This is a genomic window from Pseudomonas sp. S09G 359, from assembly GCF_002843605.1.
GTDB lineage: Bacteria > Pseudomonadota > Gammaproteobacteria > Pseudomonadales > Pseudomonadaceae > Aquipseudomonas.
In genome coordinates, this window is sequence record NZ_CP025263.1 from 2,580,177 (window position 1) to 2,605,824 (window position 25,648).

7 protein-coding genes and 1 pseudogene are annotated in these 25,648 nt (G+C 62.8%); 3 read left to right on the top strand and 5 right to left on the bottom strand.

Annotation, left to right across the window (positions count from 1 at the left end; translation table 11 throughout):
* The 3 genes and pseudogenes from CXQ82_RS11770 to CXQ82_RS11780 all read left to right on the top strand — a co-directional run bounded on the left by CXQ82_RS11770 (position 1) and on the right by CXQ82_RS11780 (position 17,449).
* A complete protein-coding gene (locus tag CXQ82_RS11770) occupies positions 1 to 7,869 on the top strand; it encodes a non-ribosomal peptide synthetase (RefSeq protein WP_101269047.1) in 7,869 nt (2,622 codons plus the stop codon).
* A 142-nt stretch (positions 7,870 to 8,011) separates the two neighbouring features.
* Positions 8,012 to 16,429 (top strand): annotated as a pseudogene (locus CXQ82_RS11775) (amino acid adenylation domain-containing protein); the annotation flags it as partial.
* 60 nt (positions 16,430 to 16,489) lie between these two features.
* Positions 16,490 to 17,449, top strand: coding sequence for an alpha/beta hydrolase (locus CXQ82_RS11780; protein WP_101269051.1), 960 nt, complete (start codon positions 16,490 to 16,492; stop codon positions 17,447 to 17,449).
* A 173-nt stretch (positions 17,450 to 17,622) separates the two neighbouring features.
* On the opposite strand, the gene CXQ82_RS11785 is transcribed toward CXQ82_RS11780, so the two are convergent.
* The 5 genes from CXQ82_RS11785 to pvdM form a co-directional block, all read right to left on the bottom strand.
* A complete protein-coding gene (locus CXQ82_RS11785; RefSeq protein WP_256581895.1) occupies positions 17,623 to 20,115 on the bottom strand; it encodes a TonB-dependent receptor in 2,493 nt (830 codons plus the stop codon).
* Between the two features lie 116 nt (positions 20,116 to 20,231).
* Complete coding sequence (locus tag CXQ82_RS11790) at positions 20,232 to 21,881, bottom strand: cyclic peptide export ABC transporter (RefSeq protein ID WP_101269053.1); 1,650 nt, start codon at positions 21,879 to 21,881, stop codon at positions 20,232 to 20,234.
* A 165-nt stretch (positions 21,882 to 22,046) separates the two neighbouring features.
* On the bottom strand, positions 22,047 to 22,874 hold the full coding sequence (locus CXQ82_RS11795; RefSeq protein ID WP_256581935.1) for a formylglycine-generating enzyme family protein: 828 nt from the start codon (positions 22,872 to 22,874) through the stop codon (positions 22,047 to 22,049).
* A 74-nt stretch (positions 22,875 to 22,948) separates the two neighbouring features.
* A complete protein-coding gene (locus CXQ82_RS11800; RefSeq protein WP_101269057.1) occupies positions 22,949 to 24,226 on the bottom strand; it encodes an aminotransferase class V-fold PLP-dependent enzyme in 1,278 nt (425 codons plus the stop codon).
* 20 nt (positions 24,227 to 24,246) lie between these two features.
* Positions 24,247 to 25,599, bottom strand: a complete 1,353-nt coding sequence (gene pvdM / locus CXQ82_RS11805) for a pyoverdine-tailoring dipeptidase-like protein PvdM (protein WP_101269059.1) — start codon at positions 25,597 to 25,599, stop codon at positions 24,247 to 24,249.
* Between the last annotated feature and the right edge of the window lie 49 nt (positions 25,600 to 25,648).

Consider the following 25,648-nt stretch of genomic DNA (forward strand, 5'->3'; position numbering starts at 1 on the left):
ATGGCTGCATTGGACAACACCTCGCTGGTTCAGCGGTTTATCAAGTTGCCAGCGGCCCAGCGTCGACTGTTCCTGGAAAAACTCGGCAGCAAAGGCATTACCTTGGCGCAGTTGCCGATCCCGGTCAGCCGCCACGATCAGCCGCGCCTGCCATTGTCCTACGCCCAGCAACGCCAGTGGTTCCTGTGGCAGTTGGAGCCTGGCAGCAGTGCCTACCACATTCCGGCTGCGTTGCATCTGCGCGGAGCCCTGGATATCGCGGCGTTGGAGCGCGCGCTGAGCACACTGGTGGTGCGCCACGAGGCGCTGCGTACGGTGTTCGAAACCGTCGATGGCGAAGCGGTACAAGTGGTACAGCCGGCCCAGCCGCTGGTGATCGAGAAGCACGCTGCAACATCGGACGGCACGCCGCAGTCGGTGCAGATCAAGGCGTTCATCGATGCGACGCTGGAGCAGCCGTTCGACCTGCTCGCCGGACCGTTGCTACGGGTCAAATTGTTGCAACTGGGGGCCGAGGAGCAGGTGCTGGTGATCGCCCAGCACCACATTGTGTCTGACGGTTGGTCGATGCAAATCATGGTGCGCGAACTGGTCGAGTTGTATCAGGGCTACAGCCAGGGCCATCAGGTCAGCCTGCCGGTGTTGCCGATCCAGTATGCCGACTACGCCATTTGGCAGCGCTGCTGGATGGAAGCGGGCGAGCGCGAGCGGCAATTGGCGTACTGGACCGAGCAATTGGGCGGTGAACAGAGCCTGCTGCAGTTGCCCCATGATCGACCGCGACCGGCTATCAGCAGCTATCGCGGCCAGCGCTGCGATATCGACATCGAACCGGCCCTGACGGCTGCGCTCAAGCAAGCCTGCCGGCGCGAGGGGGTCACGCTGTTCATGCTGCTGCTGGCCTCGTTCCAGGTGTTGTTGTACCGCTACAGCGGCCAGGCGGACATCCGCGTAGGCGTACCGGTGGCAAGCCGTAACCGTGCCGAATGTGAGCGCCTGATCGGCTTTTTCGTCAACACCCAGGTACTCAAGGCCGACGTGATCGGCACCGATACCCTGAGTGAACTGTTGCAGCAGGTCAAACGCACGGCGCTGCAGGCCCAGGACTATCAGGACCTGCCGTACGAGCAACTGGTCGAAGCCTTGCAACCTGAACGCAGTTTGAGCCATAACCCGCTGTTCCAGGTGATGTTCAACCATCAGGTGCAAGGCCCGGTTCAAGCGGGTCAAGGAGCGGACATGGGGTTGGGCATCGAAGCCCTGACCTGGGACAACCACACCTCGCCGTTCGACTTGAACCTGGATACCTTCGAGGACGAGCAACGCTTGTGGGCGTCGATGACGTACGCCGTGGACCTGTTCGACGCCGCTACCATCCAGGGGATGGCGGCGCACTGGCGCAACCTGCTCGAGGCCTTCGCCGCAACGCCGCAGGTGCGCATCGATGACCTGCCGTTGCTCGGGCGTGACGAAGAACAGCGCATGCTCACGCAGTGGAACCACACGCACGTCGATCGCCCAGGCGTACCGTTTGTGCATCAATGGGTCGCCCAGCGCGATCCGGCAGCAGTGGCGCTGCATTTCGGGCCACGCAGCTTGAACTGCGCCGAGTTGAACGCGCGGGCCAACCGTCTGGCCGCGCACCTGATAGAGCAGGGCGTAGGCCCGGATGTGCTGGTTGGTGTCGCGTTCGAGCGCAGCGTGGAAATGGTCGTTGCGCTGTTGGCGGTGCATCGTGCGGGCGGTGCCTATGTGCCGCTGGACCCGGACTATCCGCAGCAACGCCTGGCCTACATGATTGCCGACAGCGGCATCGGCCTGTTGCTTACCCATGCACCTGTGGTGCCGATATTGCCGGCGCTGGAGCATGTGCAACTGCAGTTGTTGGACGAATCCGACGCAGCACCCGCGACCGACCCTGGCGTTCCCGATGTTGCCCTCGACCCGGAACACCTGGCCTACGTGATCTATACCTCCGGCTCGACCGGGCAGCCCAAGGGCGTCGCGATTCGCCATCGTGGGCTGAGCAACCATATGCAGTGGATGCGTGGTTATTTGCCGCTGACGGCCGACGACCGTGTGCTGCAAAAGACCGCTTTCAGTTTTGACGCGTCGGTCTGGGAGTTCTGGCTGCCGTTGATGGGCGATGCGCAACTGGTCATGGCCCCGCCGAGCCTGAGCCAGGACTGGGCCGGGCTCTGGTCACTGGTGGCCGCCGAACGGATCAGTGTACTGCAACTGGCGCCGTCGTTGCTGCAAGGGGTACTCCCGCAGGCGGATGCTGCCCAGTTGCGTTCGCTCAGCTACCTACTGGCCGGCGGTGAGGCGCTGAAAGCCAGCCTGGTCACGCAATTGAACGCGCTGTGGCAGGGCACGCTGATCAACTTGTACGGGCCCACCGAAGCGACCATCGACAGTTGCAGCTTCATTGCAACACCCCAGGCTACCCAGGACATCGTTGCCATCGGCCGGCCCCTGGACAATGTCCGCACCTACGTGCTCAACGACGGGTTGGCGGTATGCCCGGTGGGGGGCGCTGGCGAGTTGTACATCGCTGGCGACTGCCTGGCGCGCGGTTACTTCAACCGTGCGGCACTGACCGCCGAACGCTTTGTGCCCAACCCGTTCGACAGCCAGGGTTCGCGCCTGTACCGCAGCGGCGACCGTGTGCGCTATCGCGCTGACGGTGTGCTGGACTATATCGGTCGTCTCGACCACCAGCTCAAACTGCGCGGCTTGCGAATTGAACTCGGTGAAATCGAGGCGCGCCTGGGTGAGCTGGACGCGGTTCGCGAGGCGGTCGTGCTGGCCCAGGAGGTCATCCAGGGCACGCAGTTGGTTGCCTATGTCGTCGCCCACGCCGACGCTGCCGGCAACAGTGGCTTGCCCGAGCAGATCAAGGCACGGCTCACCGAAGTATTGCCCGCCTACATGGTGCCGACCCAGGTCCTGTTGCTAGCGGCGTTACCGCTGATGCCCAATGGCAAGTTGGATCGCAAGGCGTTGCCGCTGCCGGATGCGGCCCACGCGGATGCTGCCTACAGTGCGCCGCAAGGCGCGCTCGAGGAGCAAATCGCCGAGATCTGGCAGGCGGTGCTCAAGCGTACGCAGGTGGGTCGCCAGGACAACTTCTTCGAGTTGGGAGGGGATTCGATCATCTCGATTCAAGTGGTGAGCCGGGCCCGCCAGGCGGGCATCGACTTTACCCCCAAAGAGTTATTCCAGCACCAGACCGTCCAGGGTCTTGCCAGTGTTGCGCGGCAGGGGGCGTCGGCCAATAGAATCGATCAGGGGCCGGTTAGCGGTGAGCTGGCCCTGCTGCCGATCCAGCAGATGTTTTTCCAGTCCGCCGTGGCTGACCGTCACCACTGGAACCAGTCGGTGTTGTTGCAACCGCGTGAGCACTTGGAGGTGCAAGGGCTCGAACAGGCGTTGACCGCGCTGGTCTGCCACCACGACGCCCTGCGCCTGAGCTTCGTCGACGGCGGCCCGCAGGGTTGGCGTGCCAGCTACCGTACGCCCGGGGCCGGCTCTGGAATGCTCTGGCACGAAGCGGTGAGCGACAATGCCGCGTTGCTGGCCGCGTGTGAACGCGCGCAACGCAGCCTGGACATTGCAAACGGACCGCTGGTGCGCGGCGTACTGTTCGATCTCGCGGATGGGACGCAGCGCCTGCTGTTGATCGTGCATCACCTGGTGGTGGACGGCGTGTCCTGGCGGATTCTCTTTGAAGACCTGCAAACAGCCTATCGCCAAGGGGCTGCAGCGTTGCCGGCCAAGACCAGCTCGCTGAAAACCTGGACCCAACGTCTGGGTGGCCATCACCTGACGACGGCCGGTGCAGCCGCTGCCGCTTATTGGCTGAACCTGCCCGTCGGCGCTGACCCTGCGCTGCCTTGCGAACACCCCGACGCCAGCCTGCAAAAACAGCACGCCGCCAGCGTAAGCACCCGCCTGGATCGCCAGGCCACCAGTCGCTTGCTGCAACAGGCACCGGCCACTTACCGCACCCAGGTCAATGACCTGCTGCTCACCGCTTTGGCCCGCGTCATCTGTAACTGGACCGGCGGCGCCGAAGCGTGGGTACAGTTGGAGGGGCACGGCCGTGAAGATCTGTTCGACGATGTCGACCTGACGCGCACTGTCGGCTGGTTGACCAGCGCGTTCCCGGCGCGATTGACGCCGCACGCCGAACTCGGTGTGTCGATCAAGGCGATCAAGGAGCAACTGCGGGCCATCCCCAACAAAGGCCTGGATTTCGGCATCCTGCGTTACCTTGGCACGCCTGACCAACAGGCGGCATTGGCGCGGTTGCCGGTGCCGCGTATCACGTTCAACTACCTGGGGCAGTTCGACGGCAGCTTTGACGATGACACGGCCTTGTTCGTGCCCGCCAAGGAAAGTGCCGGTGCCGAGCAAGGTGACGATGCGCCACTGGGCAACTGGTTGAGCATCAACGGCCAGGTGTATGGCGGCGAGTTGACGCTGGAGTGGACCTTCAGCAACGAAATGTTCGCGCCCCACACGGTGCAGCACCTGGCGGATGCCTTGACCGCGCAACTGCTGGAACTGATCGAGCATTGCAGCGATGCCGAACATAGCAGCTTCACACCGTCGGACTTCCCACTCAGCGGCCTGGACCAGGCGCAATTGGACCAGTTACCGGTGGAGCGCAGGCAGGTCAGCGACCTTTATCCGTTGTCGCCGATGCAACAAGGCATGTTGTTCCACGGCCTGTTTGAAGCCGATTCGGGCGACTACATCAACCAGTTACGCGTGGACATCGAGGGCCTGGATGTCGAAACGTTCCGGGCTGCCTGGCAAGCCACCCTGCAAGCGCATGACGTGCTGCGCAGCGGGTTCTACTGGCAGGGTGACCTGAGCACGCCGGTGCAGGTGGTGTTTGATCAGGTTGTGCTGCCGTTCAGCACCCATGACCTGCGCGGTACATCCGATCAACCGGCGCGGCTCAAGCATTTTGCCGAGCAGGAGAAGGCCGCAGGCTTTGCCCTCGACACGGCACCGCTGCTGCGCCTGGCGCTGGTACGCACCGCCGAGCAGCGTCATCACCTGATCTACACCAGCCACCATATCCTCATGGACGGGTGGAGCAACGCCCAGTTGTTGGGGGAGGTCCTGCAGCGTTATGCCGGTACTTTTGTGCCGACCCACAACGGGCGCTACCGGGACTACATTGCCTGGCTGCAGGCCCGAGACATGCAGGCCAGCGAAGCGTTCTGGAAACAGCAGACGCAAGCGTTGTCCGGGCCGACCCTGCTGGCCGCCGCCATCCCGCGGTCGTTGCCGGCCACCCGTGGGACGGGGCGTGGCGAGCATCGTGTCCTGCTCGATCAGTTGGTCACTCAAGGCCTCAATAGCTTTGCCCGCCAGCAGAAAATCACCTTCAACACCCTGGTGCAGGCGGCCTGGTCGCTGCTGTTGCAACGCTATACCGGTCAGCAAACCGTGGCGTTCGGCGCGACGGTTTCCGGGCGTCCGGCAGAGCTGCGCGGTATCGAAGGGCAGATCGGCCTGTTCATCAACACCTTGCCGGTGATCAGCCAACCCCTGGCGGACCAGCCCATCGGCCAGTGGTTGCAGGGGTTGCAGGCGCTCAACCTGAGCCTGCGCGAGCAGGAACACACGCCGTTGTACGAGATCCAGCGGTGGGCCGGGCGCAGTGGCGAGGCGTTGTTTGACAACCTGCTGGTGTTTGAGAACTATCCGGTGTCCGAGGCCCTGGCGGCCGGTGCTCCCCAAGGTTTGCGCTTTGGTGAGGTGCTGGGGCATGAGCAGACCAGTTTCCCGTTGACCTTGTTGGTGGATGCGGGGGCGCAACTGGCACTGACCTTCAAATATGCCGAAGCCGAATTCGACGCGCCCGTCATACAGGCGCTGGCCGACCATCTGCGACGTTTGATCGAGGCGATCTGCAGCGGCTCCAGTGAGCGTTGCGTGGGCGAGTTGATGCTGTTGAACCCGGCAGAATATGCCCAACAGATGCACCAGTGGAACGCCACGCAAACCCTCTATCCGTTGCAGTCCAGCGTTCAACAGCTGATCGAGGCACAGGTGGAGCGCACGCCTGACGAGGTGGCGTTGACGGCGGGCGAACAGCAACTGAGTTACCGCGAACTCAACCGCCGTGCCAACCGGTTGGCCCACCATTTGGTCGGGCTGGGCGTGGGGCCAGATGTGTTGGTGGGCATTGCGTTGGAGCGTTCGGTGGAGATGGTCGTGGCGTTGCTGGCCGTGCTCAAGGCGGGCGGGGCCTATGTACCTCTCGACCCGGACTACCCGACCGAGCGCCTGGCGTATATGCAGGCCGACAGTGGTATTCGCTGGCTGCTCAGTCATTCGGCATTGACCGACGATCTGCCCCAGGTCGACGGTGTGCAACGGCTGTTGCTGGATCAGTTGGCATTGGCCGGCAGTGCCGAACACAATCCTCAGGTCGCGGTGGCAGGTGAAAACCTTGCCTACGTGATCTACACCTCCGGTTCTACCGGCCAACCCAAGGGCGCGGGTAACCGTCACAGCGCCTTGACCAACCGGCTGTGCTGGATGCAAGACGCTTATGGCTTGACGGCTGCGGACAACGTGCTGCAAAAAACGCCGTTCAGTTTCGACGTGTCGGTCTGGGAGTTTTTCTGGCCACTGTTGGCCGGCGCTCGCCTGGTCATGGCCGCCCCTGGTGCGCATCGCGATCCGGCGCAATTGATCGAGGTGATCAGCCGCGAACAGATCAGCACCTTGCACTTTGTGCCATCGATGCTGCAGGTGTTCTTGCAGGACCCGAATGTCCAGGCATGTCGCTCATTGACCCGCATCGTCTGCAGTGGCGAGGCGCTGCCGGCCGAAGCGGCGCAGCAGGTATTCAAACAGTTGCCCCACGCCGGCTTGTACAACCTGTACGGCCCTACCGAAGCGGCGATCGATGTGACGCACTGGACTTGCCAGGACGACGACCGCCATAGCGTGCCGATCGGGCACCCGATCGCCAACCTGCACACCTACGTGCTGGACGGCAATCTGCAACCGCTGCCGGTAGGCGTCGTGGGTGAGCTGTACCTGGCGGGCGAAGGGTTGGCACGTGGTTATCACCAGCGTCCAGCCTTGACTGCCGAGCGCTTTGTGGTGGACCCGTTCGTGGCCGGCCAGCGGATGTACCGCACCGGTGACCTGGCGCGGTTCGGCCGGGCAGGGGAGATCGAATACGCGGGACGTATCGACCACCAGGTGAAAATTCGCGGCCTGCGTATCGAACTGGGCGAAATCGAAGCTGGCCTGCTCGCGCATCCGCAGGTCCTTGAGGCGGTAGTGGTGGCGGCAGGCACCGGGGCCCAGCAGATGTTGGTGGGGTACCTGGTGTGTGAAGGGGCAGTGGTACTCGAGGATATCCGGAGTTCGCTGCGCAGCCACTTGCCGGAATTCATGGTGCCGACGCATCTGCTGGTGTTGGACCAGATGCCGCTGAGTGCCAACGGAAAATTGGACCGCAAGTTATTGCCGGCGCCGGATGCAGCGCTGTCACGCGCGGTGTTCCAAGCCCCACGGGATGAGTTCGAACAAGCGATTGCGGGGGTTTGGCAAGCAGTGCTGGGGCTGACCGAGGTCGGCCTGGACGACAACTTCTTCCAGCTCGGCGGTCACTCGTTGATGGCCACCCAGGTGGTGATGCAACTGCGCCAGCTACAAGGTGTGGAAGTGCCGCTCAAGTTGTTGTTCGAAACCCCGCACCTGGGGGCCTTCTGTGAACATGTGCGTGGGCTGCAGTCAGGGCATGAAAGCCTGGAGGATGAGCTGACTAAATCGTTGGGGGCTCTCAAACGTCTATCTGCTGAAGAGCTTGAGAAACTGATTTCCTGACGAGGTACCTGGCGTGCAAAAGTTAATAGAGTCTGTAGGCGCGCTTTCCGTGCCAGAAAGGAAAGCGTTGGCCGTCCTGCTGAAGCAGAAGGGGATCAACCTGTATGGGATTGCCCCAGTGTTTCGGCGTGCTGAGGACGAGCCGCGCCTGCTGTCCTATGCTCAGCAACGCCAGTGGTTCCTGTGGAAAATGGACCCGCACAGTTGTGCCTACACCATCCCCCTGGCGATTCGCTTGCGCGGAGCGCTGGACGTCGAGGCGTTGCAATGCAGCTTCGATGCACTGATCGCCCGCCATGAGAGCTTGCGCACGGTATTTGTCGAGGCGGCCGATGGTCAGGTCGAACCGGTGATTCAGCCGCCAGCTTCGCTGGAGTTGACGGTGCAGGTGCTGGCTGGCGACGATCCCGAGGTGTTGGCGCACGCCGTCGAGGAGCAACTGGCGCAGCCGTTCGACCTGGCAACCGGGCCGCTGGTCCGGGCCAGGCTGCTGCAGTTGGCGGTAGGCGACTGCGTATTGGTGGTGACGCAGCATCACATCGTTTCCGACGCATGGTCGATGGGGGTGATGGTCGACGAGGTGCTGGCGGCTTATACGGCGCTCAGTCGTGGGCTGCCACTGCCATCGTCGGAGCTGCCCATTCAGTATTCGGATTACGCCGCCTGGCAACGCCATTGGATGGACAATGGTGAACGTGACCGGCAACTGGCGTATTGGCTAGGGCACCTGGGCGACACACCACAGCCTTTGCGCCTTCCGGGGCAGCGCGTAGCGCTGGGCCCGCGCAGTCATGAGGGTGGGCAGGCACGGATTGCGCTGGCCCCGGCCTTGTCGGAGCAACTCAAGGCCCTGGCGGCTCGCGAGGGCGTGACACTCTTCGTCCTGTTGTTGGCGAGTTTCCAGGCATTGCTGCACCGTTTGAGCGGGCTGGCGGATGTGCGTATCGGTGTGCCGGTGGCCAACCGCACTCGGGCGGAAACCGCAGGGCTGATCGGCTTTTTCGTCAACACTCAGGTACTCAAGGCCGACGTGCGCGGCGAAGACACCTTCAGCCAGTTGCTGGCGCAGATGCGTGACACCGCCCTGAAGGCGCAAACCTTCCAGGATTTGCCGTTCGAACAACTGGTAGATGCCTTGCAGCCGGAGCGCAGCCTCAGTCATTCGCCACTGTTCCAGGTGATGTTCAACCATCAGCATGACGCCCCCAGCCAGGCGCGCGCGTTGGGCGGTGGGCTCACGGTGGAAAACCTGGCGACGCAGGTACACAGTGCCAAGTTCGACCTGACCCTCAATACGTTTGAGCACGCTGCAGGCATTGATGCCAACTTCATCTACAGCCGCGAGCTGTTCGATGCTGCGCTGATCGAGGCCTTGGCGGGTCAGTGGCAGCGCCTTCTGGCGGCAGTGGTCGAGAACCCTCGGCAACGTATCGAAGCACTGCCGGTGATTGACGCCAAGGATCAGCACCAGGTCCGGCAGTGGGGGGTTGGTGAGCCGGTGGCGTTTGTTGAGCAGGATGTGCTGGCGCTGTTCGCTCGCCAGGTTGCCGAGAACCCCGAAGCGCTGGCGGTGGTGGACGAGGGGGCGGCCCTGACTTACCGTCAGTTGGAGGCGGCCGCAGAGCAACTGAGCCGTCGCTTGCACCTGGTAGGTGTGCGTCCCCACGCACGGGTCGGTGTGGTCCTGGAACGCTCGGTGGGTATGGTGGTGGCCATGCTAGGCGTGTTCAAGGCCGGTGCCACGTACCTGCCGCTGGCGGCGGATACCGCGCCCCAACGCTTGAACGATGTGCTTCGCGACAGTGGTGCACAGGTGGTGGTGGCAAGCGGCACGCTGGGCTCTCTGGATGCCGCGTTTACCGTGATCGACATCGATCAGCAGCCCCAGCAGGAAATGCCGTCGGTGCCTTGTACGGTGACGTTGCCGGAGCAGATCGCCTATGTGATCTATACGTCTGGCTCCACCGGTGCCGCGAAGGGCGTGATGGTCAGCCACGGCGCGTTAGCCAACTATGTGCAGGCGCTGTTGCAGCGCCTGCCGCCCGATAGCGGCAGCCGTATGGCGATGATCTCCACGGTGGCCGCAGACCTCGGGCATACCGTGTTGTTCGGTGCGCTGTGCTCGGGTCGGACCCTGCATCTGATCGGCGCACAACTGGCCATGGACGCCAACGCCATGGCCGCGTACATGGCCACCCACAGGGTGGATGTAATGAAAATCGTACCTTCGCACCTCACCGCATTACTCAGCGCCGACAACCCGGCGGCGGTGCTCCCAGCGAAAGTACTGATCCTGGGCGGTGAGGCCTGTTCGCCAGGCTTGCGCGATCGCCTGCGCCAGTTGGCGCCCGATTGCCAACTGATGAACCATTACGGCCCGACGGAAACCACCGTCGGCGTGCTGGCGGCAGCCGTGCCCGAGCAGGGCGACACGGTTCCGCTCGGCGTGCCGTTGGCCAATACCAGCGTGCAGGTACTCGATGCGAGCCTGCAAGGCGTCGGCAACGGCGGCAGTGGCCAGCTCTATATCGGCGGTGCTGGCCTGGCCCAGGGTTATCTGGGGCAGCCGGCGCTGACGGCTGAGCGGTTTGTACCGGACCCGTCCTCTCGGAGCGGTGCGCGGCTGTACCGCAGTGGTGATCAGGTGCGGGTACAGGACGGTGTGTTCGACTACCAGGGCCGCATCGACGATCAAGTGAAAATCCGTGGTTACCGTGTTGAGCCCGGCGAAGTCACGGCCAGCCTGCGCAGCCTGCCCGGGGTCGAGGATGCGGCGGTGGTGGTCGGCATGGCCGACAGCGGCGCGCAGTTGTGGGCTTACGTGGTGTCCGCCGTGCCGGTAGCGAACCTGCTGGCGCAGTTGCGTGAACGCTTGCCGGCCTACATGCTGCCGAGCCACGTGCAAGTGCTCGAGCAACTGCCGTTGACCGCCAATGGCAAGCTTGACCGCAGGGCGCTGCCGGCGCCTGCCAGCCCCGATCATGCCCAACAGTACCAGGCCCCCCAGGGCGAACTGGCGCAGCGCATCGCGCAGGTCTGGCAGGATGTGCTCAAGCGTGAACACATCGGCGGCCAGGACAACTTCTTCGAACTGGGTGGCGATTCCATCATCTCGATTCAGGTGGTCAGCCGGGCCCGCCAGGCGGGTATTCGTTTTACCCCGCGCGACCTGTTCGAGCACCAGACCGTGCAGAGCCTGGCCAGCGTCGCCCAGACGGGTGACGGTGCCATGGTGATCGATCAGGGGCCGGTCAGCGGTGCATTACGCCTGTTGCCGATCCAGCAGATGTTTTTTGAGACGCCGATCCCGCAACGTCATCACTGGAACCAATCGGTGCTGCTGGAGCCCCAGCGGCCCCTGCAACCGGCGCTGCTGGAGCAGGTGTTGCAGGCGCTGGTCAGCCACCATGACGCCTTGCGCCTGAGTTTTCACCCCGGGCCCCACGGCTGGACCGCCGAGCATCGCGTGCTGCAAGGGCGTGAGCCATTGCTCTGGTGCGAAACAGCCGAGACTGACGCCCAGTGCCTGGAGATTTACCAGCGCGCCCAGTGCAGCCTCGACCTGAGCCAAGGCCCGTTGCTGCGCGGCGTGTTGCTGACGCTGCCGCAGGGCGGGCAACGATTGCTGTTGGCGGTGCATCACCTGGTCGTCGACGGTGTGTCCTGGCGCATTCTTTTTGAAGACTTGCAGCTGGCCTATGAGCAGTTGCACAACGGCCAGCCCCTGCGTCTGCCGGCCAAGGCCAGTCCGTTCAAAGCCTGGAGTGACCGCTTGCATGCACTTGCCGGGCAGGCCGAACTGCGTCAGGAAAGCGACTATTGGCAGGCCCGCTTAAGCCCGGTGCACAGTGACCTGCCCGGGCGTCGCAACGTTCCGGTGGCGCTGATGCGCGAAGCGGTGACGGTGACCACGCGCCTCGACGCGTCGGTGACTCGGCAGTTGCTGCAGCAGGCGCCCGCCGCCTACCGCACCCAGATCAACGAGTTGCTGCTGGCCGCCTTGAGCCGCGTCATCTGCCGGTGGACCGGCCGTTCCAGCCTGGGCCTGATGCTCGAAGGGCATGGCCGCGAGGACCTGTTCGATGAGTTGGACCTGACCCGCACCGTCGGCTGGTTTACCAACAAATACCCGGTCTGCCTTACACCGGGCGTGACCGTGGCGCAGAGCATCCAGTCGATCAAGGAGGAACTGCGTGCGGTGCCTAACAAAGGCCTTGGGTTTGGCGCCCTGCGTTATCTGGGGGTGGACGCTGATCAGCAACGCCTGCGCAACCAAGCCTTGCCTTGTGTGACATTCAACTATTTGGGGCAATTCGACGCGAGCTTCGATCAGGATCAAGGCGCGTTGTTCGTACCTTCCAGCGAGGCGGCAGGCAGCGAACGCGACAGCGAAGCACCGCTGGGTAATCTGTTGAGCCTCAACGGCCAGGTGTACGGCGGTGTATTGAATGTGGGTTGGACCTTCAGCGCAGCGATGTTCGACAGCGAAGTTATCCAGGCATTGGCCGATGACTACGCGCGTGAGCTGCAAGCCCTGGTCGAGCACTGCGTAGCGCCCGATGTGGTCGGCCTGACACCGGCTGATTTCCCCCTGGCCGGCGTCACCCAGGCGCAGCTCGACGCGTTGCCGCTGCCGGCGCGCAACGTGCTGGATATGTACCCGTTGTCGCCAATGCAGCAAGGCATGCTGTATCACAGCCTGGAGGCGGGCGAGGGCGATTTGTATATCAACCAGACCTGTGTGCCGGTGCAGGGCTTGGATGTAAAACGCTTGGCTGCGGCCTGGGACCAGGTGCAGCAATGCCACGATATCCTGCGCACCGGGTTCTGGACGGCCAACGAGTTGGCGCAACCGTTGCAGATCGTCAGCCGGCAAGCACCGTCGGCGGTGCACATTGTGGACTGGCGCCAGCGCGAGGTCGGCCCGGATGACCTGGCCGAGCTGATCAGTGCCGATTGCCGACAGGGCTTTGACATGCTCCAGGCGCCGCTGATGCGGGTGACGCTGGTGTGGCTGGACGAAAATCGCTGCCACCTGATCTGGACTCGCCATCATATCCTGATGGACGGCTGGAGCAGCTCGCGCCTGCTGGGCGAGGTGTTCCAGGCCTACAACGGACAGGCCAGCAACCGCCAGAGTCGCTACCAGGATTACATTGCGTGGCTGCAACGCCAGGGCTCGACGGCGCTGGAAGCGTTTTGGCGGGAAAAACTCCAGGGCGTCACCGGGCCCACCGAGCTGGCCGGGAATGTCTACCCGCGTCCCGCCACCCAGCCCGGTGGGCATGAAGCCATTTACCTGAACTGGGACCAAGCCCGGACCCTGCGCCTGCGTGAGCGCGCGCAACGCTGGCGCGTGACCCCCAACACCCTGATCCAGGCGGCCTGGCTGCTGCTGTTGCAGCGCTATACCGGGCAAGCCACGGTGTGTTTCGGTGCCACCGTGGCCGGGCGACCCGCCAGCCTGCCTCAGGCCGACCAGATACTGGGGCTCTTCATCAACACCCTGCCGATTGTGCAGACGCCGCAACCGCAGCAGCCGCTCACCGAGTGGTTGGCGCAGTTGCAAGCGTTCAACCTGGATGCGCGGGACTACGAGCACGCATCCCTGGCGGAAATCCAGCGTTGGGCCGGGCAAAGTGGCCGGGCGATGTTTGACAGCATCATCGTGTTCGAAAACTACCCGGTCGATGATCGCCTGCAGGAGATGGAGCAGGGCACGCTGCAATTTGGCGCCGCTACCGGCCGGGATGTCACCAACTACGCGATGGACCTGGCGGTGAACCTCACGGAATCGCTGGTGATCGAGTTCCTGTACTTGCGTAACCGCTTCAGCGACGAATCGGTACAGCGTATTCGCGGCAGTTTTGAGGCCTTGTTGCTGGCCATGCTTGATGCCAACGACAGCACCGTGGGGCAGTTGTGCATGCTCACCGCACCACAGCGCGAGCATTTGCAGCGCAGCAACGTGCTGCAAGCGCCGCAGCCAACGGCCGCCTCGTTGCTGGAACGGATCGAAGCCCATGTACACCGGCAACCGGATGCGCCGGCGGTGATCTGTGCTGACCGCCAGCTCAGTTACCTGGCACTGGAGCAGCACGCCAACCGTATGGCCCACCTGCTGCGTGAGCGGGGTGTGGGGCCGGAGGTTCGGGTGGGCGTGGCATTGAACCGCTCGGTCGAAATGATCATCACCCTGTATGCGGTGCACAAGGCCGGCGGCGTGTATGTGCCGATGGACATTGACTACCCCAAGGAGCGCCTGCAATGGATCGTCGAGGACTCCAGCATGGCCGTGCTGGTCACCCGCGAGGCGTTGCTTGAGCGCCTGCCGGTGACCGCAGCGGTGCAGGTGCTGGATATCGATCACCTCGATCTGTCGGGTTATGCGCACACCCCCCTGGGCCTGTCGATTGACCCCGACCACCTGGCCTACCTGATCTACACCTCCGGCTCCACCGGTAAACCCAAAGGTGTGGCGGTCGCGCGTGGCCCGTTGAACATGCATTGCCAGGCCATTGCCCAACGCTATGTGATGGACACGGCCACCCGCGAATTACTGTTCATGTCGTTCGCCTTTGACGGTGCCCAGGAGCGTTGGCTCACCACCTTGCTGGCCGGTGGTTGCCTGGTGCTGCGCGACGACAACCTGTGGACCGCAGAAGAAACCTGGCAGGTTCTGCATGAACAGTCGATCAACATTGCCTGCTTCCCCCCGGCCTACCTCAAGCAACTGGCCGATTATGCCCAGGGCCAGGACACGCCGCCGGCGGTGCGGGTGTATTGCTTCGGCGGCGACGCCGTGGCCAACGAGACTTTCGAACTGGTCAAGCGCACCTTGCGCCCGACCTGGATCACCAACGGCTATGGGCCGACTGAAACCGTGGTCACGCCGTTGTTGTGGACGGCCGACGCCGAGCAGGCCTGCGATGCTGCGTATGCACCGATTGGCGTGCAAGTCGGTAATCGATCGCTGTACGTGCTCGACGATCAACTCAACCCGTTGCCAGACGGTGTCGCTGGTGAGTTGTATATCGGCGGTGAAGGGCTGGCGCGCGGTTATCACCAGCGTCCAGGGCTGACTGCCGAGCGTTTTGTCGCCAGCCCCTTCGAGGTGGGTGGGCGTTTGTATCGCTCCGGCGACCTGGTGCGCCGTCGCGCCGACGGTGTGTTCGATTACCTCGGACGCCTGGATCACCAGGTGAAAATTCGCGGTTTCCGCATTGAGTTGGGGGAAATCGAGGCGCGGCTGCGCACACTGCCAGAGGTGCGTGACGCCGTGGTGGTGGCGCGGGACAGTTCGGCGGGCAAGCAGTTGATCGGCTATGTCGTAGCCGGCCCTCAGCCCGGCCTGGCCGAGCAGTTGCGCCAGGCGCTGCACAGTCAGTTGCCGGACTACATGGTGCCCGCACAGTTGCTGGTATTGCCGGCGTTGCCGTTGAACCCGAGCGGCAAAGTCGACCGCCAGGCCCTGCCGGACCCGGACTTCAAGGGGCAGCAATATGTGGCGCCGCGCAACGAACTGGAGCGGCGTTTGGCAGCCATCTGGCAGGAAGTGCTGGAGCTTGAGGCGGTCGGTGTGACCGACAACTTCTTCGAAATGGGCGGCGACTCGCTGCGCACGCTCAAGGTGTTGAGCAAGGTGCGCAGCCTGGCGATCCAGGGTTTCGAACTGAAATTGCGCGACATGCTGGCCAAGCCGACCATCGCCCAACTGTCAGGTTTCGATGCGTTGCAGGAAGCCGACTTGGACCCATTGCTGCTGCTCAACGGCCATGTCAGTGGCGCGGCGCCGTTGTTCTGTCTGCATGCCGGCTTTGGCACGGTGTTCGATTACGAGCCGCTGGCCCGGCAATTAGAAGGCCAGTGCAGCGTGTATGGTTTGCAATGTCGGATGCTGCTGGACCGCAACTGGGAAGATGACTCCCTGGCGTCCATGGCCATTGATTACGCCCAGTACATCCGTCAGAAACAGGCACAAGGGCCGTACCGGCTGTTGGGCTGGTCGCTGGGGGGGACCCTGGCGGTACTGGTGGCCAATGAGCTGGAGAAACAAGGCCAGCGTGTTGCGTTCCTGGGCTTGGTGGACAGCTTCATTCCGGCGCCCATGCCGTTGCTGGAGGATGCTGACTGGCGCGAGGGCATGCCGGCGTTCCTGCGCCAGACTCTTGGGGTGCATACTGATGCAGCCTTCCTTGAACGTTTGTTGCCACAGGCCGAGCCGGATCTGCTGACGTTGACGGCGCTGTTTGCCGACCTCGCCAAGGGCGCGCAAGGCACCGCCACCTTTGGCAGCGAAGAGTCTGCCAGGGCGTTCCAGGTCGGGCTGCGGCTCAAGGCCTTGTCCCGTCGCCAGCCAGCATTGCCGGCGACGGCCAGCCAGGCGCAGTGCTGGTGGCGTGCCGATTTGCCGGCCAGCTCGGTGCGTGCGTTCGAAGCAGGCTTGAACGTGGCACTCAGCGAGCGTTTGGCTGCCGACCACTACACCATTGTCAAACACTCCGAGTTGCTGCAGCAGGTGCAGCAGCACCTACCGTCCCTTAGCCCCGTCGCGGGTTGAACACACGGGCGATACCTATGGGTATCGCCCGTTTTGTCTTTCTTGAATTGGAAAACCACCATGTCTGTACATCCTGACCTGTCTGCTTTCCTGGAACTGGCGGAGTTCGGCCGGCTGACCGGAAAAAGCCAGCCCCTGCACGCGCTGCCGCTGGCCCAAGGCCGCAGCGACTTCGAGCGTACCTCGCAGATCCTCGATCCCAACCCGCCGGGTGACATTGAGGTGCGCCCGGTACAACTGCCGACCCGCGACGGGGCAATGCTGCAAGGGCGCCTCTATCGACTGGCGTCGACGGCCGCGCAGGTGTTGCCGACGATCCTGTACTTCCATGGCGGCGGCTACGTCGTGGGCAGCCTGGACTCGCATGACTCGGTGTGCCGCCGCCTGGCCTTGAGCGGTGAGTTCGCGGTGTTGGCGCCGGCCTATCGATTGGCGCCGGAATACCCGTTCCCCACGGCGGTACACGACGCGCTCGACAGCGTATCGGCGTTGCAGGCGCAAGCCGAACACCTGCACCTGGACCCGCATCGCCTGGTGGTGGCGGGGGACAGTGCGGGTGCCACGCTGGCAGCCGTTCTGGCCATCACGGCGGCGAACCATCCCGCCGATATTGCCCTCACGCCGGTGGCGCAGCTGCTGTTCTATCCGGTTACCGATATGACCACCGAGCGTGCCTCGCACCGTACCTATGCCGAAGGCTACCTGCTGGAGAGCGAGACGCTGGAGTGGTTCTACCAGCACTATGGCGACACCGCTGCACGCCAGGACTGGCGGGCTTCGCCGTTGCAGGCATCGCTGGTCGAGGCCCAGGCGCCGGCGTATGTGAGCCTGGCGGAATACGACCCACTGTTCGATGAGGGCGTGGCCTACGCCGAAGCCCTGGCGCAGGGCGAGACACCCGTAACGTTGACGGTGGAGCGGGGGTTGTCCCACGACTTCTTGCGTATGGGCGGTATTGTGGCGTCGGTGGATGATATTTATCGGCGGGCCCTGGACTGGGCGGTGGCTGCGGCGCGCTAGGGCTTGAGGCAGAAGACTAGATAGCCAGCTTCTTGGCGTACGCTGCTGGGGGACAGGCCCACCAAAAGGCCTTCGCCGGTTCAGTCCGCCTCTGCTGTGTCGCTAATTGGGGCTTGAGGATAAAAAAATGGCGAACCTGAGGTTCGCCATTTTTTTTGCTGCGGGGTTGTCTCTTAGAACTGGTACTTGGTCGTCAGCATGAAGTTGCGCGGTGCACCGTAGGAGCCACTGTAGAAGTTCTCGTCCAGCGAGCTGATGTACTTCTTGTCGAACAGGTTGTTGACGGTGGCGGTGGCGGACCATTGCGACGTCATCTGATAACGTGCCATCAGGCTCGCAGTTGCATAATCACCTTGCTTGACCTTGGCCGGGGCAGGCAACCTCCAGCTGTCCACGGTCATGTGGATGCCGCTCTGCCAGTTCACGCCACCACCGACGGTTACGCGGTCCAGCTCGCCAGGCAGGCGGTAGGTGGTCCAGACCTTGACCAGATCGGCCGGGATGGTGGTTTTCACACGCTCGTTGTCGGCGTCCTTGACCACGCTGTGGCTATAGCTGGCATTCAGGTTCCAATCCGGCAGCAGTTCGCCGCTGACTTCCATATCGATGCCGCGGGTCTTGGTCTTTTTCGCCTCGTAGGCGGTCAGGTTGTCGTTGCCGGTCACCGTACCGTTGGCGATCGCATCGTTTTCCAGGTCAACCTCGAACAACGCGATGGCGGTGTTCAGGCGGCCGTCGTAGTAGTCGCTCTTGAGGCCGATCTCGTAGTTGTTGCCTTCACGCGGGTCCAGCAGGTGACCACTGGTGTCGCGGTAAGGCTGTGGCTTGAAGATGCTGGTGTAGCTGGCATAGATCGAGTGGTTGGGGGTCAGGTCATAAACCACACCGGCGTAGGGCGTGACCTTGCCGTTGACCCTTACGGTGTCGTCGGTTTCGAAGGGTTTCAGGCTCGCCACGTTGTAATGCAGCATGGCGTCGTAGCGGTAATTGGTGACGCGGGTACCGAGGATCACCGAGAGGTCATCGGTCGGCTTCAGGCGGGTTGCCAGGTAGACGCCGTTCTGCCATTGGTCGATGTTGTCGTCTTCACGGTTGAAGTTGTAGGCCGCGTAGGGCGCGTAGTTGTCCCAGGTGTAGATGTTCACCGGCTTGCCGCTGACGCCGTTGTTGCTGGTGCCGTTGGCCAGCAGGTTGCCGAAGCCGTTGCGGCGGTTTTCGTAGCTCTGGTAGTTGAAACCCACCACGAGCTCATGTTCGCGACCCAATAATTGGAAGGGGCCGGAGAGCATCACGTCCAGGCCTTGTTGTTCCTGGGTGTTGTCGCCCTTGGTCGCGGTGTAGCCAAGGCCGGCGCCGGTCTGCGAGTTGACGAAACCGGTGGTGGTGCCAACGATGATCGAATCGTACTCGCGGGTGCCGTACAGGGAGTTGGCCGAGACCTTCAGGCTCCAGTCGTGGTCCAGCTTCTGCTCGATCGACGCGAAGGCGTTAACCGATTCCTGGCGGTTGGTGCTGTCGCGGCTGGCAGGGTTGTCGCTGCGCGACAGGTTCAGTTGCTGGCCCTTGTTGTCCAGCATCGGCAAACCCGTGGTGGAGAAACCACGTGGGTTGTTGTAGAGGTATTCGGCGCCGACCGTCAGCAAAGTGCTGTCGCTCAGGTCGAATTCCGTCACGCCGTAGAGGATGGTTTTTTCTTGCTGCAGGTGATCGGTGAAGCTATTGGCCTGCTGGTAGGCCGCGACAGCGCGCCCGCGCACGTTGCCGGTCGGGGTCAGCGGGCCGGACACGTCCACCTCGGTGCGGTACAAGTCCCAGGAACCCAGGCCGGCACTGACGTAGCCCTGGAAGGTCGACGTCGGCTTCTTGCGAACCAGGTTGACGGTGCCGGAAGGATCGCCGGTACCCGACAGCAGGCCCGAGGCTCCGCGCAGCACTTCGATATGGTCGTAGATCGCCATGTCTGCGAGCGCCTGGGGCAATGCCTGGCTGAACGCGAACGAGGTGGTGGGCATGCCGTCATACTGATAGTTATCGATGGCCAGGCCGCGGGAGAACACATACAGCCGGTCGCTGCCCGGGCTTTGTACGTTGATGCCCGGGGTCTGCTCCAGCACCGAGCCGATGCTGCTCAGGTTCTGGTCGTCGATGCGCTGGCGGGTCATGACACTGACGGTCTGAGGGGTTTCCTTCAGGCTCAGGTTCAGTTTGGTCGCTGTCGTGCTGGCGCCGGTGGTGTAGGAGCCGGTGTTTTCACTCACGACGCCCAGGCCCTGGCCGGAAATACGCGTGGTACCCAGTTCCAGCGCACCGGTTGCGCCACGGCTGCTCAGAGTCAAGGTGTTGCCTTCCAGGGTGTAGGCGAGGCGACTGCTCCCCAGCAGTTGCTCGATACCGGCCTGGGGGCTCAATGCGCCGGTGACCGCAACGCTGCGCAGGTTCTGCACGTCATCCGGGCTGTACAGCACTTGCAGATTGGCTTGTTGGCCAAATGCCTGCAGTGCGCTGGCCAGGGGCTGTGCCGGCACATTGAAGTTAAAGGTCTGTGCCTGGACGTGTGCGGCGAAGGGCAGCGCCAGAACAAGGGTGGCGCTCAGCAGGCGCGGCTGGAACACGCGGCGCATCATGAGGGCCTTGGTGAGGGGTGAGAAGTTGTGAGTGGCTGACATCGTGGGCTCTTAAGTGGCGTTATTTAATGATAGTGATTCGTATTAAGTACCAATAAGACGCAGGTCCGCGCTAAAACCGGAAAAAAACATTTCTTTCCGGTTTTAGCGCGGTGTTGTCAGGCGGTTTGCAGCTCGGTGGCGACGCGCCCGGCTTCCATGCGCACGATCTGGTCGGCGACATCGAAGTAACGGTCGTCGTGGGAGATCACGATGATGGTCTTGCCCAGGCGCTTGAGGTCTGGCAGCAGTTCGGTATAGAAAATCCGCCGGAAGGTCGGGTCCTGGTCCGCCGCCCACTCGTCGAACACCAGCACCGGGCGCTCTTCCAGCCAGGCATTGACCAGGGCCAGGCGCTTGCGCTGGCCGGTGGACAGGTCGGTGGTGCTGAACACGCCGTCGGTAATCGTCACCTTGTGCCCGATTTCCAGGCGCTTGAGGTAGCGATCAGCATCGGCCGGGATGGGGGTGTCGCCCTGGATTACATCGTCGAACAGGTAGTAGTCGGCAAAAATCGTGGTGAATAATTGGCGATAGTCATCGCGGTTCGCCGCCACGATTGCTTGGCCGTTGAGTTCTATGCTGCCGTTTTGCGGGGCGTAGAGACCCAGCAACAGTTTGATCAGGGTGGTCTTGCCGCAGCCGTTCTCGCCGACGATGAAGGTGATGTCACCTTCGCGGATGCGCAGGTTCACCGGCCCCAGGTGGAACGGCTCGAAGCCTTCGACGCGTGGGAAGGTGTAGCTGACGTTGTTCAACTGCAAGGTGTGCACGGCGGTCGGCGCGACCCCTGAATCACTCAGCAGCAGGTGCGGCTCGGGGGAGGAGAACTGCTTGGACAGTTCAGCGATGCGGCGGAAAGCGATCTGTGCCTTGCTGACAATCGGCAGGGTACCGATCAGCAGCTCCAGTGGGCCTTTCATGTACAGCAGCACCAGCACAAAGCCGCTCATCACGGTCTGATCGCCGGTGGGCCAGAACGTCTGCATCGCCAGAGCCAGCCCGATGACCACAAAGAACAGCATTGAGCCAAAGGCCTTGGCGATCACAAAAGTATTGATCGAGCGGACCTGGGTGGCGCAGATGCGGTTGGCGGTGTCCTGGATCCCCTTGACGAACATGCGCTGGCGGCGTGGACGGTGGATGCGCAGTTCCTTGGCGCCTTCGGCGATGGCGCTGTAGTTTTTCTGCAATTCATCCTCGGCTTCCCGCGCCGACTCGAAGCCTTGCATGCCGCGGGAGCGGGCGATGAATTGCACGACGGTGCCGATCACGATGGCCACCAGCATCATCAGGAACATCGGCCACGACAGCATGGCCAGGTAACCCAGGCAACCCAAGGTCACCGTCAGGGAAATGGCCAGCGGCGCGAAAGCAAAGGCAAAGTCGCTGATGGTGTCGACGTCATGGGTCAGCACCGGGATCAGGCGATGGCTGCGGTAGCGTTCGATCTGGTCGATGGGGGCGGCGAGCACCTTTTCTCCCAGTTCGCGGCGCAGCTTGGCGATGATGTGCTGGCCAACGTAATTGGTGCCGATATCGGAAAAGATCGAGCTGGTCAGTGCCAGCAGGCATAGGCCGGCAAACAGCAGCACCACGTTTTGGGTCAGCCCGCTTTGTGAGTGCAGGGCGGTGTTGATGGTCGCCAGCAGGGCCGTGACACTGAGGCCGCCGACCATGCCCAGGGCGATGGACAGCGTGACCAGGGGCCAGAAAGGTTTGAGCAGGCCGAAGAGTTCGCTGACGGCGCCGCGAGGTTTGCTGGACATTCAAGTCTCCCGTTTCAGGCAGGGGGTGAGCAAAGGGCAGTGCAGGGCGCGGCATTTATCAGCGATGGACGGATGGCCGGGCGCACAGTGCACGCCTCGATGGGTATCGAGGCGGTTAACCTAAGAACGAGTGGTGGTGCGGGTTATTTAGCGCGGGTCACGGCTTCAGAGCTCGCGAGCGACGCGGAACCCCAGCCAGTCACCGCGGGTGGTGGCCGGACGGTCGTTGCGATTGCCCGAGCGCGAGAAAATCGGGGCCTCGCCCCAGTCATTGCCGCGGATGTGGCGGGTTTCGCAGTTCTTGTCCTGCCAGGCACTGCCATCGGTCGGCGCGCCGACGTAACTGTCATGCCAGCAGTCGGCAACCCACTCGTAGACATTGCCATGCATGTCGTAGACCCCGAACGCGTTGGGGGCGTAGCTGCCGGCGGGGGAGGTGAAGCTGTAGCCGTCCTTGGGGCCGTAGGTATTGGCGTGCTGGCTGATGCCGTATTCGGTGTCCGGGTCCATGGGGAATGGGAACGGTCCGGTGCTGCCTGCGCGCGCGGCGTATTCGCGTTCGGCTTCGCTGAGCATCCGATAGTGCTGGCCGGTCTTTTTCGACAGCCAGGCGACGTAGTTCTGCACATCCTGGAAGTCCATGCACACCGCCGGTTGCTTGGGCCCCTGGGTATACGTGGGTTTACTGGCGGTGCAGGCGCGCCCAGGGCGGGTGTCGCCATCGGCAATCTTGACCCCGCTCTGGCGGATATAGGCATCCCACTCGCTGGCCTGGACCTGGAAACGGCTGATGGCAAAAGGTTTGGCGAAGGTCACGGTATGCAGGGGGCCTTCGTCCGGTTGGCGGCCCAGCTCATCGTCGGGCGTGCCCATGACAAAACTGCCAGCCGGTAATACCACCAGCTCCGGGCAGCCATCCTTGCAATCCTTGAACACCTTGCCAGGCACCGGTGCGGCAGCGTGGGCGCTGCCGGCGGCGAGGCCGGCAAGCATGACGCCCAGGGACAGGCGATAAAATGCGGTTCGAGACATGGTTTACAGCCTTTTCGTCAGTGTCAGGAAAGGATTCAGTATTTTTTCGTCAGCACGGCCACGGCGCGGTCAATCTCCTGCTCGGTGTTGAGCAGGCCGGGCGCGGTGCGCACCACCGGGCCGACATCGCGGTCCACGGCATCGACCACAATGCGGTTTTGATTCAGGTAGGCAGCGACCGCGTCGCAGTCCTGGCCCTTGATTCGGAAGAAGGTGAAGCCGGACGAGTATTGCGGGCTCTGCGGGGTTACCAGTTCGATGCCCGGGTGTTCCTGCAAGCGTTGCTTGAGGTAGGTGTTGAGCTGGTGGATGCGCGCCTGCACATCGGCCTTGCCCAGCGCGAGGTGCAGCTCGAAAGCCTTGCCCAGTGCCCACCGATGCTCGAAGGCGTGGTAGCCGCCCGGGGTCATGGTGGTGCCGAAACTGTTGTTTTCCGAGAACGTCGGGAAGGTCGGTATCAGGTCGTTCATCTGCTCCGAGGCTGCGCAGATGATGCCGGTGCCGCGTGGGCCGAACATCCACTTATGGGTGCCGGCGATAAAGTAGTCGCAGTTGAAGTCGGCGAAGTTCATGTCTTCCACGCCAAACCCATGCACGCCGTCGATCACGTAGATAATCCGGTCTTTCTCGTCGCGCTGGCGATTGTGTTCGCGTACCAGTTCGCCAATCTCCTTCACCGGCAGCTTGACGCCGCTGCCCGACTGTACCCAGGTCATCCCCAGCACGCGGGTCTGCGGGCGAATATTGCGCTCGATGGTGCCCAATACTTCATCGCTGGACACCTGGCGTGGGTCCTTGAACAAGGTGATCTTGCGCACTTGGGTGCCTTCGCGTTTGACGCGAAAGTTCAAGGTGTTGCGTGTCGAGAAGTGCTCGTGCCCGGTGGTCAGGATTTCCTGGTCGGCATTGACGCGCAGTCCGCCGTAAATCATCACCAGGCCTTCGGTGGTGCTGCCGGTCAGGGCAATCTGGGCTGGCTTGACGTCCAGGTAGCGCGCCGCCCACTCGCGTACTTCGTGTTCGCGCTTCCATTCGATCTGGCTATCCCAATCCAGCCATTTGGCCGGGTTTCGATCCAGTTCGGCGCGGTAGTAGTTGATCGCATCCTCGACAGACTTGGGGTGTGAGGCGATCAGGAAGTTGGCGAAATGGGCATAATCCGGGTCCAGGGTGAACTGGCTGCGCAGCGCGCTCCATTTATCTGTCGGCGCCGCGGGTGCGGCGGCCGCTGCGCTGGGCACCAGGTGATGAGCCAAGGGCAAACTGGCGGCCAGCACGCCGGCGGTTTTCAGGAAGGTACGACGATCGGTCATGGCTGGGTTTCGCTATGGGTTCAAGGCGTGGTTTGAGCGACAGGCTGGGCGGCTTTTTGCACCTCGTCCCAGACCCTGAGGAAGTTGCCGCCCCACAGCTTGGCGATATCCGCTTCGGAGTAGCCGCGCGTAATCAGTTCGGCCGTCACGTTGCGTATCTCGCTGACATCCTTGAAGCCTTTCAGGCCGCCACCGTCGTTGAAGTCGGAGGCAATGCCGACATGGTCGATGCCGATTTTCTTCACGGCATAATCGATTGCCTCGCCCAGGTCCTTGACGCTGGCTTGGGGTTCTTCCTCGAGGATGTCGTACAGCGCGCTGGCGTATTGGCCGAACTTCTGCTCGGGCCACGCGGCGATAATCGGGTCGCCGGGCATGAGCGCGACATGCAGGTTGGGCAGCGGTTGCAGGTCGAATTTGGCGCGCAAGCGGTTGAGCTTGTTCTGTGTGGTCTGGCTCAATGGGCGTAGATAGGCCGAAAACGCCACGATCTGTACCACGCCGCCGCTGTTCTTGATCAGCTGCATTTCCTTGTCGCTGAGGTTGCGAGGAATATCCACCAGCGCGCGCGGCACCGAATTCGACGCAACCATCGGCGTGCGGCTGAGCTGGGCCACTTGTTCAAGGGCCTTGGTCGACATCTGCGAGACATCGATAATCACCCCCAAGTCGTTGAGCCGGTGCACGGCGCGCTTGCCCAGGTCCGACAGGCCATTGAACGCGTCGGGGGTGTCATTGAAAAATGGCAGCGGCCGTGAGGAGTCGGCCCACGGGTTGTTGCCCACATAACTGAAACCGAACATGCGCATGCCACGGGCTGTCCACAGGTCCAGCTGGGTGATGTCTTCCCCCAGTGGGTAGGCGTTGAGCATGCTGATGAATACCGCGAACTTGCCTTCACCGTGCAGGCGTCGGTAGTCCTGCGGGGTGTAGGCGATCCCTACCTGGTTGGGGAAGTCCCGCACCATATTGGTGATCGCCTTGTAGCGCACTTCCTGCTGTTGGCGTGACTGGTCGACAAACGCGGGCGTTGGCTTATGCGGGGCATTGGGGCCATTCCACATTTCCGGCCAGCCGAAGATCGTCAGGGCCGCCCCCGACAACCGCCCACGCTGGGCTTTGACCAAGTCGAATTTGTCCAGGCCGTCCTTGTCCGCTTCGTCACCCTCGCCGCCGAAACGCAGGGGCAGGGTGATATGGCTGTCGAAGGAAATGATGCGATCCTGCATTTCATTGGCCTCCTTCATCACCTTGAGCGGATAACCGGCGTTATCGAACAGGTATTTCCACCCCAGGAAGCCGCCGCCGGCCGCAATGGCCAGGGCCAGGGGCAGGCCGATCAGAAGAGCTTTTTTCGAACGTGGTGTGGTCATTGCCATCTCAGTGTCGCTTTCCGTAAGGGGGCAGGGTTCAGGCGAGGCC